The sequence below is a fragment of the Pseudomonas vanderleydeniana genome, assembly GCF_014268755.2.
Lineage (GTDB): Bacteria > Pseudomonadota > Gammaproteobacteria > Pseudomonadales > Pseudomonadaceae > Aquipseudomonas > Aquipseudomonas vanderleydeniana.
This window is the reverse complement of sequence record NZ_CP077093.1, coordinates 1,150,851-1,170,204: the sequence shown is the minus strand read 5'-3', so window position 1 is coordinate 1,170,204 and position 19,354 is coordinate 1,150,851. Positions and strand designations below refer to the sequence as shown.

Below are 19,354 nucleotides of genomic sequence, written 5' to 3'. Positions count from 1 at the left end.
CGTGTTCAGTCATGAACGGGTTCTCCGGACTTTTTGCTCTTGAACATGTCCAGCGCCAGCATCACCGCGCCCACGGTGATGGCGCTGTCGGCGAAATTGAACGCCGGGAAGTACCAGCGGTTCTGCCAGTGGACGAGGATGAAGTCGATGACATGGCCCAGGGCCATGCGATCGTAGAGGTTGCCCAACGCCCCGCCCAACACCAGCGACAGGGCGATGGCCAGCCAGGTCTCGTTGCGCCCCAGGCGCTTGAGCCAGACCACCAGCACCGCGCTGACCACCACCGCGATCAGGGCGAACAGCCAGCGCTGCCAGCCCGAGCTTTCGGCCAGGAAGCTGAAGGCCGCACCGGTGTTGTAGGCCAGGGTCCAGCTGAAGTAGTCAGGAATGATCACGATCTGCTGGTACAGGGTCAGCGAGCTTTCGAAGTGGAGCTTGCTGGCCTGGTCGATGACCAGGACCAGCACGCTCAACCACAGCCAGCCCAGGCGGCCGAAACGGCCGGCACTGGCATTAGGCATAGTGACGTACCTCGCCTTCGCCACTGATGTTGTCGACGCACCGGCCGCAGATTTCCGGATGCTCCGGGTTCACCCCGACATCCTCGCGGCAGTGCCAGCAACGGGCGCACTTGGCATGACCGGACTTGACCACCTTGAGTTTCAGGCCTGGTACCTCGGTGACCACCGCATCCGCCGGTGCCAGCGCCAGTGGCGCAACGGTCGCGGTGGAGGTGATCAGCACGAAGCGCAGTTCGTTGCTCAGCTTGTCCAGGTCGGCGACCAGCGCTTCTTCGGCGAACAGGGTCACTTCAGCCTGCAGGTTGCCACCGACCGCTTTCGCGGCGCGCTGCACTTCCAGTTCCTTGTTCACCGCGACCTTGACCGCCATGACCCGTTCCCAGTACTCGCGACCCAGCTCGAAGCCTTCCGGCAGCTCGCTGAGGCCTTCGTACCAGGTATTGAGCATGACCGACTCGTTGCGCTCGCCCGGCAGGTACTGCCACAGCTCGTCGGCGGTGAAGGCCAGGATCGGCGCGATCCAGCGCACCAGCGCCTCGGAGATGTGGAACAGCGCGGTCTGGCAGGAACGCCGGGCCTTGCTGTTGGCGCCGGTGGTGTACTGGCGGTCCTTGATGATGTCGAGGTAGAAGCCGCCCAGCTCCTGCACACAGAAGTTGTGCACCTTGGAGTAGACGTTCCAGAAGCGGTACTCGCCGTAGTGCACTTCCAGCTCGCGCTGCAGCAGCAGCGTGCGGTCCACGGCCCAACGGTCCAGGGCGAGCATGTCCTCGGCCGGAACGATATCGGTGGCCGGGTTGAAGCCCGTCAGGTTGGAGAGCAGGAAGCGCGCGGTGTTGCGGATACGCCGGTAGGCGTCGGCGCTGCGCTGCAGGATCTGGTCGGAAACGGCCATCTCGCCCGAATAGTCGGTCGAGGCGACCCACAGGCGCATGATGTCGGCACCCAGGGTATCGTTGACCTTCTGTGGCGCGATCACGTTGCCCAGGGACTTGGACATCTTGCGGCCGGCCTCGTCCACGGTGAAACCGTGGGTCAGCAGCTCGCGATACGGCGCATGGTTGTCGATGGCGCAGCCGGTCAGCAGGGACGAGTGGAACCAGCCGCGGTGCTGGTCCGAACCTTCCAGGTAGAGGTCGGCACGCGGGCCGTCCTCGTGACCGACCGGGTGCGAGCCACGCAGCACGTGCCAGTGGGTGGTGCCCGAATCGAACCAGACGTCCAGGGTGTCGCTGATCTTGTCGTACTGCGCAGCCTCGTCACCGAGCAGCTCGGCGGCGTCCAGCTTGAACCAGGCCTCGATACCTTCCTGCTCGACGCGCTGGGCCACCTGCTCCATCAGTTCGACGGTGCGCGGGTGCAGCTCGCCGCTTTCCTTGTTCAGGAAGAACGGAATCGGTACGCCCCAGTTGCGCTGGCGGGAGATGCACCAGTCCGGACGGTTGGCGATCATCGAGTGCAGGCGTGCCTGGCCCCAGGCCGGTACGAACTGGGTGTCCTCGATGGCCTTGAGCGAACGCTCGCGCAGGGTGCCACCGGATACTGGCGCCTTGTCCATGCCGATGAACCACTGCGCGGTGGCACGGTAGATCAGCGGGGTCTTGTGGCGCCAGCAGTGCATGTAGCTGTGGCTGATGGTTTCGGTGTGCAGCAGCGCACCGACTTCGGCCAGCTTGTCGACGATCGCCGGGTTGGCCTTGAAGATGAACTGACCGCCGAAGAACTCCAGGGAGTCGACATACACGCCGTTGCTCTGCACCGGCGTGAGGATGTCGTCATTGCTCATGCCGTAGTGCTTGCAGCTCTTGAAGTCGTCCTCGCCATAGGCGGGTGCGGAGTGGACCACACCGGTACCGGCACCGAGTTCGACGTACTCGGCCAGGTACAGCGGAGAAAGACGATCGTAGAACGGATGGCGGAAGTTGATCAGTTCCAGGGCCTGGCCCTTGGCAACGGCCACCACCGAACCTTCCAGCTTGTAGCGCGCCAGGCAGGATTCGACGAGCTCCTCGGCCAGAATCAGCAGGCGCTCGCCCACATCCACCAGCGCGTAGTTGAACTCCGGATGGACGTTCAGCGCCTGGTTGGCCGGAATGGTCCATGGGGTGGTGGTCCAGATCACGATCGCGGCCGGCTTGCCCAGCGACGGCAGGCCGAACGCGGCGGCCAGCTTGTCCTGGTCGGCGATCGGGAAGGCCACGTCGATGGTCTGGGACTTCTTGTCCTGGTATTCGACCTCGGCTTCGGCCAGGGCCGAACCACAATCGAAGCACCAGTTCACCGGCTTCAGGCCCTTGAACACGAAACCGCCCTTGACGATTTCGGCCAGGGCGCGGATTTCACCGGCCTCGTTCTTGAAGTCCATGGTCTTGTAGGGGTTGGCGAAGTCGCCCAGCACGCCCAGGCGGATGAACTCGGCCTTCTGCCCCTCGACCTGCTCGGCGGCATAGGCGCGGCACAGTTCGCGGGTCTTGTCGGCGCCGAGGTTCTTGCCGTGGGTCACTTCGACCTTGTGCTCGATCGGCAGGCCATGGCAGTCCCAGCCCGGCACATAGGGGGCATCGAAGCCGGCCAGGGTCTTGGAGCGGACGATCATGTCCTTGAGAATCTTGTTCAGCGCATGACCGATGTGAATCGTGCCGTTGGCGTAGGGAGGACCGTCGTGAAGGATGAACTTCGGACGATCCTTGCCAATCTCGCGCAACTTCCCGTACAGGCCAATGCTGTCCCAGCGCTGCAGAATCTGCGGTTCGCGCTGTGGCAGGCCGGCCTTCATCGGGAAGGCGGTGTCCGGGAGGTTAAGCGTGGCTTTGTAGTCGGTCATTTCAGGCTCTTTGTAAGCGGTGAACCCTGCCAATGGGCACGGGCGGCGGCGACGTCCGCATTGATCGCCGTCTTGAGCGCCTCCAGGGAGGCGAATCGCTGCTCATCGCGCAGCTTGTGGTGGAAAACCACCGTCAAACGCCGGTTATACAGATCTCCGGCAAAATCCAGCAGATGCACTTCCAGGTGGGCACTGCCATCACCTGCTACCGTTGGCCGAACGCCAATATTGGCGACGCCTGGCCACGGCTGGCCGTCGATCTCGACACTGGCCAGGTAGACCCCGGTCAATGGCACACGACGACGCTTGAGCTGCACGTTGGCCGTTGGCGTGCCCAGTTGACGCGCCAGCTTCTGTCCATGCAGCACCCGCCCGGCAATCCGGAACGGACGACCGAGCAGGCGCTCGGCCAGGGGGAAATCAGCCGCCGCCAGGGCATTACGCACCTGGGTACTGCTGACCCGCAGGCCATCGAGTTCGACCGTTTGTGCCGCCTCGACGGTAAAGCCACTGGCCTTGCCGGCCTGCAGCAGGAAATCGAAATCGCCGGCGCGGTCGCAGCCGAAGCGGAAGTCATCACCGACCTCCAGGTGCTGCACGCCCAGGCCGTCGACCAGGATGGTGTCGACGAATTCGGTGGCGCTGAGCTTGCTCAGGCGCTGGTTGAATGCCAGGCACAACACCCGGTCGACGCCTTCGCCAGCCAGCAGCTGCAGCTTGTCGCGCAAGCGGGCCAGGCGCGCCGGAGCGGTATCCGGGGCAAAGAACTCGCGCGGCTGCGGTTCGAAAATCACCACGCAGCTGGGCACACCCAGCTCTCGCGCACGCTCGCGCAGCCGGGCCAGGATAGCCTGGTGACCACGATGAACACCGTCAAAGTTGCCAATGGTGGCGACACAGCCCCGGTGCCGGGGACGCAGGTTGTGGAGGCCTCGAACCAGCTGCATAACGCGCTTCTTGCTCATAAAGTGGTCGATTATAACCATACCCGACGGCGCTTAGTACCCGTCATGCGTCGACATCCGTTGCGCCCGTTACATCAGCGACTTGCGGTTGAAGTGCCGCAGGCGCAAGCCCATCAGCAGCAACATGCCGAAGTAGGCCACCACACCGGCCACCACCAGGGCACCCAGGCGCACGAAGCGCTCGAGCATATGCCCCTGGTCCCAGGCCGGCATCACGTGCATCAGCCCCAGCAGCACGGCCGACATCACGCTCACGGCCACCACCAGCTTCAGCAGGTACAGGCCCCAGCCCGCCTGGGCGACGAACAGTTTCTGCCGGCGCAACTGCCAGAACAGCAGGCCGGCATTGAGGCAGGCGCCCCCACTGATGGCCAGGGCCAGGCCGGCATGGGCCAGCGGCCCGACCAGGGCCAGGTTGAGCAACTGGGTGACCGTCAGGGTGAAAATCGCGATTTTCACCGGCGTGCGAATGTTCTGCTGTGCATAAAAGCCCGGCGCCAGCACCTTGATCATGATGATCCCCAGCAGGCCGACCGAATAGGCGATCAACGCACGCTGGGTCATGGACGCATCGAAGGCACTGAATTGGCCGTACTGGAACAGCGAGACCGTCAGCGGCTCGGAGAGGATCGCCAGCGCCAGGGAGCACGGCAGCACCAGCACGAAGCACAGGCGCAGGCCCCAGTCGAGAATCCGCGAATACTCGTGACGGTCCTTGTTGGCGTAGGTCTTGGACAGGATCGGCAGCAGGATCGTGCCGAGCGCCACCCCGAGCACGCCGGACGGCAGTTCCATCAGGCGATCGGCGTAATACATCCACGACACCGACCCCGCCACCAGGAACGAGGCGAAGATCGTGTTGATGATCAGCGAGATCTGGCTGACCGACACTCCGAGAATCGCCGGCAGCATCTGCTTCATCACCCGCCACACGCCACTGTCACGCAGATTGACCCGCGGCAGCACCAGCATGCCGATTTTCTTCAGGTGCGGCAGTTGGTAGAGCAATTGCGCAAGACCGCCGGCCAGCACCGCCCAGCCGAGCGCCATCACCGGCGGATCGAAGTACGGCGTCAGGAACAGGGCGAAGATGATCATGCTGACGTTCAGCAGGGTCGGCACGAACGCCGGCACCGAGAAACGGTTCCAGGTGTTCAGGATGGCCCCGGCCAGGGACGACAGCGAGATCAGCAATATATAAGGAAAGGTCACCCGCAGCAGGTCGGACGTCAGCTTGAACTTCTCCGGCGTGTCGGCGAAGCCCGGCGCGGTCGCCCAGATCACCCAGGGCGCGGCGAGCATCCCGAGCACGGTCACCAGGGCCAGCACCAGGGTCAGCAGGCCACTGACATAGGCGATGAAGGTGCGGGTCGCCTCCTCGCCCTGCTGGCTCTTGTACTCGGCCAGGATCGGCACGAACGCCTGGGAAAAGGCCCCCTCGGCGAAGATCCGCCGCAGCAGGTTGGGCAGCTTGAAGGCGATGAAGAAGGCATCGGTCGCCATCCCGGCACCAAAGGCACGGGCGAGAATGGTGTCACGGACGAAGCCGAGCACCCGGGAAAGCATCGTGATGGAACTGACGGCAGCCAACGACTTGAGCAGATTCATTGAAAAATTATGCGCCCTGGATAAAGAAGCAGGCGCATCTGGCGCCCGGCTGTGCGATACTCCGCGCCGCAACAGCACAGAGCCAAAGCTCGCGAGTTTACAGGTCGTACGCTGGAAAGAAACATCCGGCGCTCCGCATCTACCACTCAGCGGAGCGCGTCGTTCGCCCTTGACAAGACTTCAACTCATCGGCATGATTCGCGGCCTATTTTGTTTGCTATTCCCTAAAAAGTCTTTCGAGGAGCTCGACGGTGGCCAACTCACCTTCCGCCAAAAAACGTGCTAAACAGGCTGAGAAGCGTCGCAGCCACAACGCCAGCCTGCGTTCCATGGTTCGTACCTACATCAAGAACGTAGTGAAAGCCATCGACGCAAAAGACGCAGCCAAAGCACAAGCCGCCTACGTTCTGGCAGTGCCTGTTATCGACCGCATGGCCGACAAGGGCATCATCCACAAGAACAAGGCCGCTCGTCATAAGAGCCGTCTGAATGGCCACATCAAGGCCCTGGCTGTTGCTGCCTAAGCGACCAGCCTGCTAAAAAAACCGACCCAAGGGTCGGTTTTTTATTGCCTGCGATTCCGCCCCCACCCCACGAATGAAACCTTCGGATCGCTAAAGCTTCGCGGGCAAGCCACGCCCCACAAGAAGGCGGCGCACACCTGAATGCGCGCCGCCTTGAATCCTACCGGTTCGGCCAAGGCAGGATAGGGATCGCGGTCACCGCATTCTGCGGACTACCCTCGATCAAGCGATCGCTGTAGACCAGGTACACCAGGGTATTGCGCTTCTTGTCGAGGAACCGCACCACCTGCATGGTCTTGAATACCAGCGAGGTGCGCTCCTTGAAAACCTCCTCACCATCCTTGAGCTCACCACTGAAGCGGATCGGCCCGACCTGGCGACAGGCGATCGAGGCCTCGGCACGATCCTCCGCCAAGCCCAGGCCACCCTTCAGGCCACCGGTCTTGGCCCGTGACAGATAACAGGTCACACCCTCGACCTTCGGATCATCGAACGCCTCGACCACGATCCGGTCATTCGGCCCGACGAACTTGAACACCGTCGACACCTGACCGATTTCCTCGGCCGACGCCAGCAGCGGCAACGCCAGCAGCAAGCCGAACAACCCCTTCGCCAAACCCATGGCCATCTCCCTTGACTCCATCACACCAGAATAAGATTGTCGCGATGAACCAGCTCCGGCTCCGCCATGTAGCCCAGCAGGCCGACAATGGCATCCGATGACTGACCAATGATCTTCTGCGCCTCGAGCGCACTGTAGTTGGCCAGCCCGCGAGCGACCTCACGGCCATCCGGCGCCACGCACACCACCATCTCGCCGCGTCGGAAGCTACCCTGGACCAGCTTGACGCCGACCGGCAGCAGGCTCTTGTGATCTCGCGCCAGCGCATTCACCGCACCCTCGTCGAGCACCAGGGTGCCACGGGTCTGCAGGTGCCCCGCCAACCACTGCTTGCGCGCCGCCAGCATGCCGCGCTCCGGCGACAACAAGGTACCGATGCGCTCGCCCGCCTTGAGGCGATCGAGCACCCGTTCCAACCGCCCGCCCACGATGATCGTGTGCGCCCCGGAACGCGCCGCCAGCCGCGCCGCACGCAGCTTGGTCTGCATGCCACCACGCCCCAGCGCACCCCCGGTACCGCCCGCCACCGCATCCAGCGCCGGATCATCGGCACGCGCCTCATAGATCAACTGGGCATCGGGATTGTTGCGCGGGTCGGCATCGAACATGCCGTCGCGATCCGTCAGAATCACCAGCAAGTCGGCCTCCACCAGGTTGGCCACCAGCGCCGCCAGGGTGTCGTTGTCACCAAAACGGATCTCGTCAGTCACCACGGTGTCGTTCTCGTTGATCACCGGAATGACCTTGAGCTCGACCAGCGTACGCAAGGTGCTACGCGCGTTCAGGTAACGCTTGCGGTCGGACAGGTCGTCGTGGGTCAGCAAGATCTGCGCGGTATGGCGACCATGCTCGGCAAAGCTCGACTCCCAGGCCTGAACCAGCCCCATCTGGCCGATCGCCGCTGCCGCCTGCAACTCATGCATGGCACTCGGTCGGGCCGTCCAGCCAAGCCGGCTCATGCCCGCCGCCACCGCGCCGGACGACACCAGCACCAGCTCCACGCCAGCCTCGTGCAAAGCCACCATCTGCTCAACCCAGACACCCATTGCCGTGCGATCCAGGCCCTTGCCGTCCGCCGTCAGCAGTGCGCTGCCGATCTTCACGACCCAACGCTGCGCACCTGTCACCTTGCTCCGCATGATCTTCCAACCCTTGCCAGCGAGCAGCGCCACCCGGCGCCACCCACGCGATTATGTGATTTACGTATTACGGATACCAAAACGCCGCTCAGGGAGCGGCGTTCTAGTTTACCGAATGAATCAGTCGCGGACGTAAATGATTTCCGGGCCATCTTCATCGTCGACGTCTTCTTCATCCCAATCATCGTCACCGATGTCATGGACGCTCTTGACGCCACTGCGACGCAAGGCACGCTGGTCATCCAGCGCCTGCAACTGGGCCCGCGCCTCGTCCTCGATCCGCTGGTCGAGCTCGCGCAACTCGTCGGCATAGGCCGGGTCGCTGGCCAGGCGATCGAGACGATCCTCCAGGTAACGCATGATGTCGCGCGTCAGGCGCTCGGTGCCCTCACTGGCGATCGCCGAGATCACATAGACCGGACCGGTCCACTGCAGGCGCTCGACCACTTCCTTGACCCGCTCCTCATGCTCTTCCTCAAGGATCTGGTCACACTTGTTCAGCACCAGCCAGCGGTCGCGCTCGACCAGCGATGGACTGAAGCGCGCCAACTCATTGACGATCACCTCGGCGGCATCCGCGGCACTGCTTTCATCCAGCGGCGCCATGTCGACGAGGTGCAGCAGCAGGCGAGTACGCGCCAGGTGCTTGAGGAAGCGAATCCCCAGGCCAGCACCATCCGAAGCCCCTTCGATCAGCCCCGGAATGTCGGCGATGACGAAGCTTTTCCAGCGATCGACACTGACCACACCCAGGTTCGGCACCAGCGTGGTGAACGGATAGTCCGCCACTTTCGGACGAGCGGCGGAAACCGAGCGAATGAAGGTGCTCTTGCCAGCGTTCGGCAAGCCCAGCAGCCCGACGTCAGCCAGCACTTTCATTTCCAACTTGAGATCACGCTGCTCACCCGGCTTGCCCGGCGTGGTCTGGCGTGGCGCACGGTTGGTACTGGACTTGAAGCGGGTGTTACCCAGCCCATGCCAGCCGCCATGAGCCACCAGCAAACGCTGGCCATGCTTGACCAGGTCACCAATCACTTCCTGGGTCGCGGAATCGATGACGGTGGTGCCGACCGGCACGCGCAGGTCCAGGTCATCACCCTTCTTGCCGGTGCAGTCGGTGCTACCACCATTCGAACCACGCTCAGCCTCGAAATGCCGGGTATAGCGGTAGTCCACCAGGGTGTTGAGGTTTTCGTCGGCGATCATGTAGACCGAACCACCATCACCACCGTCACCGCCGTTGGGACCACCCTTCTCGATGAACTTTTCCCGACGGAAGCTCATGCAACCGTTGCCGCCGTCGCCGGCCTTTACCCGAATCGATACTTCATCAACAAACTTCATAACACGCCTCTCGTCACCGGGACGAGCCGATGGAAATCAAGACATAAGACTCTTGCAAAGATGAGCGTAGCGCCACCTATCCACCCGCGAAACCAGCGCACGGCCCACACGAACAGCTTTGCAAGAGACTCACCCCACAAACGAAAAAGCCCCGTCGCAAGACAGGGCTTCTCCAGCATTGCCGCGATTAAGCTGCGACGACGCTCACGTAACGACGACCGAAGGCGCCTTTTACTTCGAACTTGATCACGCCTTCGACTTTAGCGAACAGGGTGTGATCCTTGCCCATGCCAACACCGTAACCGGCGTGGAATTGGGTGCCGCGCTGACGCACGATGATGTTGCCCGCTTTGATAGCCTGGCCGCCGTACATCTTCACGCCAAGTCGTTTGGCTTCTGAGTCGCGACCGTTACGGGTACTACCACCAGCTTTTTTGTGTGCCATGAGTTCAATACTCCAAAAAGGGGATTAGGCGAATTAAGCCTGAATACCGGTGATTTTGATCTCGGTGTACCACTGACGGTGACCCATGCGCTTCATGTGGTGCTTACGACGGCGGAACTTGATGATGCGGACTTTGTCGTGACGGCCTTGGGAAATCACTTCAGCCGAAACGGTAGCGCCAGCAACGACTGGAGCACCGATGTTCACGTCGTCGCCATTGGCAACCAACAGAACGCGATCAAAGGTAACGGATTCGCCAGTGGCGACTTCCAGCTTTTCAATCTTCAGGTATTCACCTGGAGCGACTTTGTACTGCTTGCCGCCGGTAACGATTACTGCGTAAGACATGGTATTTCTCCGATAATCCTGCTCACCCAGCGCTTTAGAGGTAAAGGTATTGGCTGGCATGGCTGCATGGGGCTGGAACGGCCCAAGTGCAATTGCGTAAGGCAGGTGCTGCCCAGGAAGTTCAGGGTGCGCGATTGTACGCAAGCCACAGAATCCTTGCAAGTAGACAGGAGGCGCCGTGAAAGCCTAGCGAGCGAAGAGAAGACAAGGAAAAAGCAGGCGAGGAAGCGGAGTTTAGTGGGCCTAAATGAGCATTCCGAGCCTGCTTTTGACGCAGGGTTATCGAGCGCGGTAGCTTTCACGGTGCCTGGGGCTGCCTTGACAGGCCGTACCCCCCGCCCTAGCATGCCGCGCAACCCTTCTGGAGCGACTCTCGCTGATGCAACCCCAAGCTTTCTACCGCGCGGTGGCGGACGATTTTAGCGCCGTCGACGGCATCATCAAGAAGCAGCTGACTTCCCGGGTGCCACTGGTCTCGAAAATCGGTGACTACATCACCTCGGCCGGCGGCAAGCGCCTGCGTCCTTTATTGGTGCTGCTGTGTGGCAAGGCCCTCGGCCGTGAAGGCGACGACCTGCGCCTGCTGGCGGCGACCATCGAGTTCCTGCACACCGCGACCCTGCTGCACGACGACGTGGTCGACATGTCCGGCATGCGCCGCGGCCGTTCCACCGCCAACGCCATGTGGGGTAACGCGCCCAGCGTGCTGGTCGGCGACTTCCTCTATTCGCGCTCCTTCGAGATGATGGTCGAACTCGGCTCGATGCCGGTGATGAAGATCCTCTCCCAGGCCACCCGTATCATCGCCGAAGGCGAAGTGTTGCAACTGTCCAAGGTTCGCGACGCCAGCACCACCGAGGAAACCTACATGGAGGTCATCCGCGGCAAGACCGCGATGCTCTTCGAGGCCTCGACCCACAGCGCCGCCGCCTTGTGCGCAGCGACGCCGGAACAGGCCGAAGCCCTGCGTACCTTCGGTGACCACCTGGGCGTGGCCTTCCAACTGGTCGACGACCTGCTGGACTACAAGGGCGATGCCGAAACCCTGGGCAAGAACGTCGGCGACGACCTGGCCGAAGGCAAGCCAACCCTGCCGCTGATCTACACCATGCGTGAAGGTACGCCGGAACAGGCCGCCCTGGTACGCCAGGCGATCCAGAAAGGCGGGATCGAGGACCTGGAAAGCATCCGCGTCGCCGTGGAAGCCTCAGGTTCGCTGCAGTACACCGCGCAACTGGCCCGTGACTACGTGGCTCGCGCCATTGCCTGCCTGGAGGCGCTGCCGGCCAGCGAGTACCGTGATGCTCTGGTCGAACTGAGCGAATTCGCCGTCGCCCGCACCCACTAAGGCATAGCCCCACTTGCAGAGGCAGTGGGAGCAGGATTCTGTGAGAAGCGGATTCTGTGGGAGCCAACTGTCCTTTAGCCCATCGCCGACGAGCGGCCAAACAGGCTCTCTGGAATCACGACAGACATCGCGAACCGTGGGAGCCGGATTTATCCGCGAAGCTTTTAGCGGCCTTGAGTGCCTTTCGCGGATAAATCCGGCTCCCACAGGCCTGGACTCCCCCACCCCCAACTGCCCCTGTAGCGGCCTGACTGCCCGCTGTTCGACAAAACCCTATATAATGTGCGCTTTTAGCCTTCCCAGAACCTGAGGAGCCCTAGTGAGCACGTTGCCACCCTGCCCCAAATGCAATTCCGAATTCACCTACGAAGACGGCGTCCAGCTGGTCTGCCCGGAGTGCGCCCATGAGTGGTCCGCCAGCGGCGAGGCCGAAGCGGCCTCCGACGACAGCGTGAAGAAGGATTCCGTGGGCAATATCCTTCAGGACGGCGACACCATCACCGTGATCAAGGACCTCAAGGTCAAGGGCACCTCGCTGGTGGTCAAGGTCGGCACCAAGGTCAAGAACATCCGCCTGTGCGACGGCGATCACGATATCGACTGCAAGATCGACGGCATCGGCCCGATGAAGCTGAAATCGGAATTCGTCAGGAAAGCCTGAGAAACCAGCCACGCTGGCGACAATATCTGTCGCCAGCAGCCTTCCCCGCCCATCAGCAGCGCCTGGCTCTCCCTTCTGCTGCACTCCCCATCCTTGATTTCAAGCAAATCCCCCCACAGAAAAACCAGGAATCTGCCAATAGGCACTTGCTATTCTTTGAATAAGAATTATTCTCATTGAAACCCATCAAGGAGATGAGACCATGACTTATTTGATCGATGCCTGGCTGGACCGCCCACACCCTTACCTGCGTATCCTGCATCGGGAAACGGGTGAAGTCTGTGCGGTGCTTGAGGAAGAGGCGCTGCATGAACTGCAGGACCAGGGTGACCTGGATGTCAGCGGACTGAGCTCCAGCGAACCGCTGGTGCTCAAGGAACTGGTGCGCAACCTGTTCCTGTTCTGTTACGCCCGGGCATTGCGCCCGACGGTAGATATCCACAGCAAGCTGCAGATGTGAACATCACCCATGTCCAGCGATGATCGTTCCCACGCTCCGCGTGGGAACGCAGCCCGTGACGCTCTGCGTCACAAGAGCGGACGCCGAGCGTCCAGAGAGGCATTCCCACGCAGTGCGTGGGAACGATCGGCGCGGAGCGCGGGAACGATCGGAAAAAGTGATCCCGCGAGAGCCAACGCCTGAAAGTTACAGGACGGCCAACAGCTCGACGTCGAATACCAGCACGCTGTGCGGCGGGATGCTGCCAACGCCCTGGGCGCCATAGGCCAGCTCGCTCGGTACGTACAGGCGCCACTTGCTGCCGGCGTTCATCAGTTGCAGCGCTTCGGTCCAACCGGCGATCACGCCACCGACCGGGAACTCGGCTGGCTGGCCACGCTCGTAGGAGCTGTCGAACACGCTACCGTCGATCAGGGTGCCGTGGTAGTGAGTGCGCACGGTGTCTTCACGGGTCGGCTTGGCGCCGTCACCTTGAGTCAGCACTTCGAACTGCAGGCCCGAAGCCAGGGTAGTGATGCCTTCGCGCTTGGCGTTTTCAGCCAGGAATGCCAGGCCGGCACCGGCCGCGGCTTCAGCCTTGGCAGCCGCTTCGGCCTGCATGATTTCACGGATGACCTTGAAGCTGGCGGACAGCTCTTCCTGGCCCACACGGCTTGGCTGGCCGTTGAAGGCGTCGGTCAGGCCGGCCAGGATCGCGTCCAGGCTCACGCCAGGTGGCGGGTTGTCGCGCAGCTGGTCGCCCAGCTGACGGCCGATACCGTAGCTGACGCGGGTTTCGTCGGTGGACAGATTTACTTCGGACATCTTACTGCTCCGCTGTGGGACTGCTCCGGAAAACACCCTGAAAACACGGCATCTTCCCTCACGCCCGGAACCAAAAAGGGCAAGCAGACTAGCACAGAAGCGCCCGCGGTTAGCAGCATTCAAGCCCGGAAACGACACCGCCCGTGCGTTTCACAACGCACGGGCGGCACGAATGGACAGGCTCGCCGAGGCTCAATGCTTGGTCAGCTTGTCCAGATACCCCATGGCGAACGCGGAGATCACGAACGTCATGTGAATGATCACGTACCACTGCAGATGCACCGGATCGACGTTCTTGGCATCCATGAACACGCGCAGCAGATGGATCGAGGAGATGGCCACGATGGACGCCGCCACTTTCATCTTCAACGAGGTGGAATCCATCTTGCCCAGCCAGCTGAGCTTTTCCTTGTCGTCGGAGATATCCAGCTGGGAAACGAAGTTCTCGTAGCCCGACATCATCACCATCACCAGCAGCCCGCCCACCAGCGCCATGTCGATCATCGACAGCAGCACCAGGATCAGCTCGGATTCGGCCATGGAAAACACGTTGGGGATAACGTGAAACACTTCCTGGAAGAACTTCAGGGCCAGGGCCAGCAACCCCAGGGACAAGCCGAAATAGATCGGCGCCAGCAGCCAGCGCGACGCATACATCGCATTTTCGATAAACCGTTCCATGAATCTCACATATCGCCTGAAAATGGCCGCGAGTATACCAGCGCCTCAACCCAAGGGAAAAAGCCTGCTTCATGCAGCTCGTTCAACGCCAGGACAGCTGCGTCACCCCGATTTTCTGCTAGTGTCGGCATCAATGACATCGCGCACGCACTGTGGACAGGAAAACTGAACAATGGATTTGCGACGCCCCCTGGGTTGCCTCGGACTCTCGGTCGCTCTGCTGCTGAACGCTTGCTCGCCCCACGACAAGCCGCCACAAGCCAGCCTGGAAGAAAGGACCGCACAGTTCGAGAAAACCCTGGACACCATCCAGGACCCCAAGCTCAAGGATGCCGTGGCCGACCTCGGTGGCTCGCTGCTGCTCCTTGAACGGGCTCGCCTGCGCCTGCGCGACAAGCCGATCGAGACCGAATACAGCGACGACGCCCTGGCACTGCTCAAGCACTATGAAAGCCCGCAGGCCCTGGCCGAGACCTACATCAACGGCCTGTTCGTGCTGCGCAAGAAATCCAGCTCCGACTACCTGACCGACCTGCAGCCGATCTTCCCGTTCAGCTTCAACTACCCGACCGAGTTCCCCTTCCCCCATGCGCTGGAATGGCAGTCGGTCACGCTGAGCAACAAGCAGGAGATCCCCTTCCAGCCCGAATGGTCGGAAACCGATCCCGGCATCCAGTTGAGCCCCTCCAGCGCCAACATGACCAACCCGGATGACCTGACGGTCACCTACCCCTACATCGAGGGCCTGGAGGTCGAGAACAGCAAGCAGCCGCAACCCGTGACCCTGCACGGCAAGGTCGAGGTGATCGCGCCGCGCAAAGTCGTCACCTTCGAATTGACCGGCAAGGATATCGGCAAGCCCCAGACCCGGGACAACATCAGCCTGACCCTGGTCTCCCTCGACCGGAACAATGCCGAAATCGAGCTGAGCAACAGCGCCCCACAGGCCCCACAACTGGGCGATACCCCGCTGAATCCGTTGATCGCCCAGGCGCGGGACAAGACCGGAAAATTTCTCTCGCGCTCGGGCTCGATCAACGAGAACGCCGCCCAACTCGCCTTCTACCAGAAGCAACTGGACGAAATGCTCAAGCAGAAGAGCTGGAGCGACGAGTTCGAGAAAAAGCTCGAGAACGAGCAGAAAACCTTCGAAGCCAGCCAGCCCACCCGCTACACCCGCGTGTACTTCAACGGCCTGGTCGACAAGCTGGAAATCAGCGTGCTGGACTTCTCCGACGCGGTCGTCAACCGCAAGGACCTGGACCTGCCGGTACGCCAGTTCGACACCGGCAGCGGCAAGGACATCCAGGCGCTGCCCATGCCTGTCGTGGTCTACGACGACCAGGCCGCCAGCTACCTCAAGGATGCCAACCTCGATGCCGAACACCTGAAGAAGAGCGTCAGCATCAGCCAATCGGTCGAGGACGCCAGCGCCGCGCGAATCGAGTTCGACCATCCCAGGACCTTCAACGACGAACTGCTCGGCTCCGCCTTCAACCCTGGCGACAGCCCGGTGACCTTCTTCGCCGAAGACGAACAGGGCAAGCGTGGCGAACCGCTGGAGCTGCCCAAGGAGGCCTTCGAGGTCGACCCGATGGAAGGCTCGATCACCTACGACCTCAACCTGTTTCCGGAAACACCGGCCTATGCCGTCGGCTCGATGCCGCTGTTTCTGGCCACCATCCAGAAAAACACCCTCGACGCCCGCCAGTTGCCCAAGGGCCTGGAACTACGCGGCAACGCCCTGGTGGTCGACCAGAAACAGTTCCCCGCCGAGTCCTGGCGCTTCTATGCCAAGGACGACAGCGGTCACTACCTCAAAGAGATTCTGTCCAGCCGCCACGACGAAAAAACCGGCTCGGCGCCGGTTTACGAGGTGCATTACTTCTACGGCCAGCCGACGCATCTGGAGAGCTACCAGCGCACCGATCTGCAAACCGTCGAATACGGCTTCGAGGTCAAGCTCGACAAGGTCCAGAACAACGAACCGGCCGAGTGATTGCTCAATGCAGTTGCCGGCTGCGCTCGCCGTTGATCTGTCGCAACTGCGCCTGCAGGTGCAGCCGCCAGATCTGCGGCTCCTCGGCCAACTGGTAGCCGTGCAGGGTCAGACTTTCGACGATCGAGTCGAGGATGGACTCCGCGACGAAGGGGCCATGGAACGGGCCCTGGGACTTGATCGCGGAGGGTTGCTCACCGGCCATTCCGGCGGCGAACAGGAGGGTCCACATGCCGTTGTCCCCGGCAAGTGGGCGAATGACACATTCGATGCGGGTGACCAGACCCAGGCATTGACGGGTGAGACACAGGCTGCGCGACATGACGGCGACCCTCGGTAGATCCTGTCTTCAGACCCCCGATGGAGCCTGCATCGTTCCAGTGACTACAGTGGATGTCCTTGCCCAGAGAATAGAATAAATCCAGGCAGCACAAGGGCCTGGAGGACAAACGGACACCTTTTCAAAAAACGTCAAACTCTTGACCTCCAGGCGGGAGCCAGCGAACCGGCCCCCGCAAGGGGCATCAGGACGGCTTGACCTCGACCAGCGCCTGCTCGGCAGCCTCCTTCTCGGCTTCCTTGAGATCATCCTCGCTGATCATCTCGGCAATCACCCGCAGCCGCTCCACCACCCGTGCATTGACGCTGCCTTCCGGGAACTGGCCTTCGGCGTCCGGCTCACCGGCAGGCTCGCCGACCAGCAGGCTCAGCGCCTCGTCAGCCTGGCGCACCGCATACACATGGAACAACCCCGCCCGTACCGCCTGCAAGACCTTCTCGTCGAGCATCAGCGTCGCGACGTTGGCCTGCGGGATGATCGCGCCCTGCTCACCGGTCAGGCCACGGGCTTCGCAGAGTCGGAAAAAGCCCTCGATCTTCTCGTTGACCCCACCGACCGCCTGCACCTCGCCGAACTGGTTGATCGACCCGGTAATGGCGAAGCACTGCTTGAGCGGGGTCTTCGACAGGGCCGAGATCAACGTACAGGCCTCGCCAAGGGACGCGCTGTCGCCGTCGACATAACCGTAGGACTGCTCGAGAGCGATACTCGCGGAAATCGCCAGCGGGAACTCCTGGGCATACCGGCTACCCAGGTAGCCGGTGAGAATCATTACCCCTTTGGAGTGGATCGGCTGGCCAAGGTTCACCTCGCGCTCGATGTCGACGATGCCGCTACCGCCCGGGTAGACCGTGGCGGAAATCCGCGCCGGCACGCCGAATGCCGAGTCACCGACCTCCAGCACCGTCAGGCCGTTGCACTTGCCCACCGCCGCGCCGGCGGTATCGATCAGGATGATACCCGCCAGCATGTCGTCGAGAATCCGCGCCGACACCCGGCCGGTACGCGTGGCCTTGGCCTTCAGGGCGCGCTCGATATGACCGGCATCGGTGCGCTCGTCACCGGCCAGGTGGCGGATGAAGTCCGCCTCGCTGACCAGTTGGAACAGGTCGCCAATGCGCGCCGACAACCGCCCCTGGTGCTCGGCGAGCCGTGCGCTGTAGGTCGCCAGGCGTGCGACGGCATCGGCGGTCAAGGGCGCCATGCCCTCCTCCGAAGTGCGCGTCTTGAGCAACTGGGCGAACTGCTCCAGGCTCTCGTCGACCATCGGGATGTCTTCGTCGAAGTCCACCAGGACGCGGAACATCTCCTGGAAGTCCGGATCCAGGTCCTGCAGGGTGTAGTACAGGTGGCGCGCACCGATGATGATGACCTTGAGCTGCAACGGGATCACCTGTGGCGTCAGGGTCACCGTGGCCAGGCGCCCCAGTTCGCCCAGCGGCGATTCCATCTTCAGCTTGCGCGACTGCAAGGCCCGCTTGAGCGCGTCCCAGACAAACGGCTCGCTGAGCATCTTCTCGGCTTCAAGGATCAGGAAGCCGCCATTGGCCCGGTGCAGCGCACCCGGCCGCAGTTGCCGGTAGGTGGTGTACAGCGCGCCCTGGTCGGTGCTGTATTCGATCCGGCCAAACAGGTTGTCGTAGGTCGGATGCGGTTCGAACACCACCGGTGCTCCACCGCTGGACGGATGGCCGACCACCAGGCTCGGGGCGTACTGCTCCTCGAGCAGCTTGCGCGCCACGGCGTCGGTCTTGCTGTCGTCCACCAACTGCTCGACCACGGTCCGCAGCAGGTTGACCTGCATGGCTTGCAGATAGCCGCAGACGGCGGCGTTTTCCGCGTACTTTTCCGACAAAGGCGCCAGCAGCGGCTGCAGGGCCAGCGTGATGGTTTCCTCGTTCAACTGACGCAGCTGATTGCTCGACTCGCGTTTCCATTGCGGCAGGCTGGCCAGCTCCTCGTTGAGACGCTCCTCGAGTTCGGCGATGTCGGTGTGAAAACGCTCGCGCTCGGCCTCCGGCAACTGGGAAAACTCCGCCTCGTCGAGCGCCTTGCCGTCGCTCATCGGAGTGAAGGCGATATTGCTGCTGTCACGATACAGGGCGACTTCCTTCTCCAGCGCCAGGCGCTCGATCACATCCAGGGCGCGGTCATAACGCTGGTTGAAGGAACGGTCGATGCCGCTCTTTTTCTGCTGGTAGGAGGGGTGTTCGAAGACGGCCGGAAAGGTCGCCAGCAGGTTGTCGATCAGGCCTCCGATGTCGCTGATGAATGCACCGGCCTCGCCCGCAGGCAACTCCAGCGCCCGCGGCTCGCGCGGCTCATCGAAATTGTTGACGTAGACCCAGTCCGAGGGCGTCTGCAGGCGCTTGCCTTCGGCCTTCAGGTAACGTTTGACGAACGAGAAGCGACCGGTTCCCGGCTCGCCCATGACAAACACGTTGTAACCGGGGCGTGGCATCGCCACACCGAACTGCAACGCTTCGACCGCGCGTTCCTGGCCGAGCACACCGCGAAAAGGCTCCAGATCGTTGGTGGTGGAGAAGCTGAACTGTTCAGCGGAGAAAGGGCGAGTCAGCGCTTCGGGCGCAAGACGCAGGCTGGCAGCAACAGAATCAGACATCGGGCTTCCTTACATCAGGCGGGGCAGATGAAAGCATTCTGGCGCTGGCCGCCCCCGGCTGGCAAGGCGGCAGGCAGGCGAATCGTCTCACGCAGACG

At 62.1% G+C, this 19,354-nt stretch carries 18 protein-coding genes; 5 read left to right on the top strand and 13 right to left on the bottom strand.

Translation table 11 applies throughout. The annotated features are described in order from the left end of the window. Window positions 1–5: 5 nt before the first annotated feature. From lspA to murJ, 4 genes are all read right to left on the bottom strand, one after another. Window positions 6–521, bottom strand: a complete 516-nt coding sequence (gene lspA, locus HU752_RS05200) for a signal peptidase II (RefSeq protein WP_186682696.1) — start codon at window positions 519–521, stop codon at window positions 6–8. Further along, window positions 514–3,345 (bottom strand): isoleucine--tRNA ligase, encoded by a 2,832-nt coding sequence (gene ileS / locus HU752_RS05195; protein WP_186682695.1) that lies wholly within the window; start codon window positions 3,343–3,345, stop codon window positions 514–516. Before ileS ends, lspA begins: the two co-directional genes overlap by 8 nt. Then, window positions 3,342–4,292, bottom strand: coding sequence for a bifunctional riboflavin kinase/FAD synthetase (gene ribF, locus HU752_RS05190; RefSeq protein ID WP_186682694.1), 951 nt, complete (start codon window positions 4,290–4,292; stop codon window positions 3,342–3,344). The genes ileS and ribF overlap by 4 nt, the downstream gene beginning before the upstream one ends. A gap of 87 nt (window positions 4,293–4,379) precedes the next feature. Next, window positions 4,380–5,918, bottom strand: a complete 1,539-nt coding sequence (murJ, locus tag HU752_RS05185; RefSeq protein WP_186682693.1) for a murein biosynthesis integral membrane protein MurJ — start codon at window positions 5,916–5,918, stop codon at window positions 4,380–4,382. A 251-nt stretch (window positions 5,919–6,169) separates the two neighbouring features. On the opposite strand from murJ, the gene rpsT reads away from it, so the two are divergent. Then, entirely contained in the window at window positions 6,170–6,442 is a 273-nt protein-coding gene (gene rpsT, locus HU752_RS05180) for a 30S ribosomal protein S20 (RefSeq protein ID WP_010451812.1), read from the top strand. Between the two features lie 160 nt (window positions 6,443–6,602). On the opposite strand, the gene HU752_RS05175 is transcribed toward rpsT, so the two are convergent. The 5 genes from HU752_RS05175 to rplU form a co-directional block, all read right to left on the bottom strand. Then, a complete protein-coding gene (locus HU752_RS05175; protein ID WP_186682692.1) occupies window positions 6,603–7,064 on the bottom strand; it encodes a CreA family protein in 462 nt (153 codons plus the stop codon). A 20-nt stretch (window positions 7,065–7,084) separates the two neighbouring features. Further along, window positions 7,085–8,203: a glutamate 5-kinase gene (gene proB, locus HU752_RS05170; RefSeq protein WP_186682691.1), complete on the bottom strand. Its 1,119-nt coding sequence runs from the start codon at window positions 8,201–8,203 to the stop codon at window positions 7,085–7,087. Between the two features lie 120 nt (window positions 8,204–8,323). Then, entirely contained in the window at window positions 8,324–9,547 is a 1,224-nt protein-coding gene (gene cgtA, locus HU752_RS05165; protein WP_186682689.1) for an Obg family GTPase CgtA, read from the bottom strand. Window positions 9,548–9,734: 187 nt separating this feature from the next. Then, a complete protein-coding gene (gene rpmA / locus HU752_RS05160) occupies window positions 9,735–9,992 on the bottom strand; it encodes a 50S ribosomal protein L27 (protein WP_003281574.1) in 258 nt (85 codons plus the stop codon). Between the two features lie 33 nt (window positions 9,993–10,025). Beyond that, window positions 10,026–10,340, bottom strand: a complete 315-nt coding sequence (rplU, locus tag HU752_RS05155; protein ID WP_186682743.1) for a 50S ribosomal protein L21 — start codon at window positions 10,338–10,340, stop codon at window positions 10,026–10,028. A gap of 379 nt (window positions 10,341–10,719) precedes the next feature. Between rplU and HU752_RS05150 the strand changes: the two genes are divergently transcribed. The 3 genes from HU752_RS05150 to HU752_RS05140 all read left to right on the top strand — a co-directional run bounded on the left by HU752_RS05150 (window position 10,720) and on the right by HU752_RS05140 (window position 12,809). Next, window positions 10,720–11,688, top strand: coding sequence for a polyprenyl synthetase family protein (locus HU752_RS05150; protein WP_186682687.1), 969 nt, complete (start codon window positions 10,720–10,722; stop codon window positions 11,686–11,688). A gap of 319 nt (window positions 11,689–12,007) precedes the next feature. Continuing rightward, a complete protein-coding gene (locus HU752_RS05145; RefSeq protein WP_010451787.1) occupies window positions 12,008–12,349 on the top strand; it encodes a zinc ribbon domain-containing protein YjdM in 342 nt (113 codons plus the stop codon). 202 nt (window positions 12,350–12,551) lie between these two features. After that, entirely contained in the window at window positions 12,552–12,809 is a 258-nt protein-coding gene (locus tag HU752_RS05140; protein ID WP_186682685.1) for a PA4570 family protein, read from the top strand. 186 nt (window positions 12,810–12,995) lie between these two features. Here HU752_RS05140 and bamJ read toward each other — a convergent pair whose 3' ends face one another. Together bamJ and HU752_RS05130 are read right to left on the bottom strand one after the other, a co-directional pair. Then, window positions 12,996–13,613: a BamJ family beta-barrel-assembly machinery protein gene (gene bamJ, locus HU752_RS05135; RefSeq protein ID WP_186682683.1), complete on the bottom strand. Its 618-nt coding sequence runs from the start codon at window positions 13,611–13,613 to the stop codon at window positions 12,996–12,998. A gap of 192 nt (window positions 13,614–13,805) precedes the next feature. Then, window positions 13,806–14,294 (bottom strand): TIGR00645 family protein, encoded by a 489-nt coding sequence (locus tag HU752_RS05130; protein WP_186682681.1) that lies wholly within the window; start codon window positions 14,292–14,294, stop codon window positions 13,806–13,808. A gap of 172 nt (window positions 14,295–14,466) precedes the next feature. On the opposite strand from HU752_RS05130, the gene HU752_RS05125 reads away from it, so the two are divergent. After that, the gene (locus tag HU752_RS05125) at window positions 14,467–16,293 is read left to right on the top strand and encodes a hypothetical protein (protein ID WP_186682679.1); all 1,827 of its coding nucleotides are present in this window, start codon (window positions 14,467–14,469) and stop codon (window positions 16,291–16,293) included. A gap of 4 nt (window positions 16,294–16,297) precedes the next feature. Here HU752_RS05125 and HU752_RS05120 read toward each other — a convergent pair whose 3' ends face one another. Further along, window positions 16,298–16,615: a PA4575 family protein gene (locus HU752_RS05120; RefSeq protein WP_054059047.1), complete on the bottom strand. Its 318-nt coding sequence runs from the start codon at window positions 16,613–16,615 to the stop codon at window positions 16,298–16,300. Between the two features lie 202 nt (window positions 16,616–16,817). Then, complete coding sequence (locus HU752_RS05115) at window positions 16,818–19,256, bottom strand: Lon protease family protein (RefSeq protein ID WP_186682677.1); 2,439 nt, start codon at window positions 19,254–19,256, stop codon at window positions 16,818–16,820. Window positions 19,257–19,354: the final 98 nt, after the last annotated feature.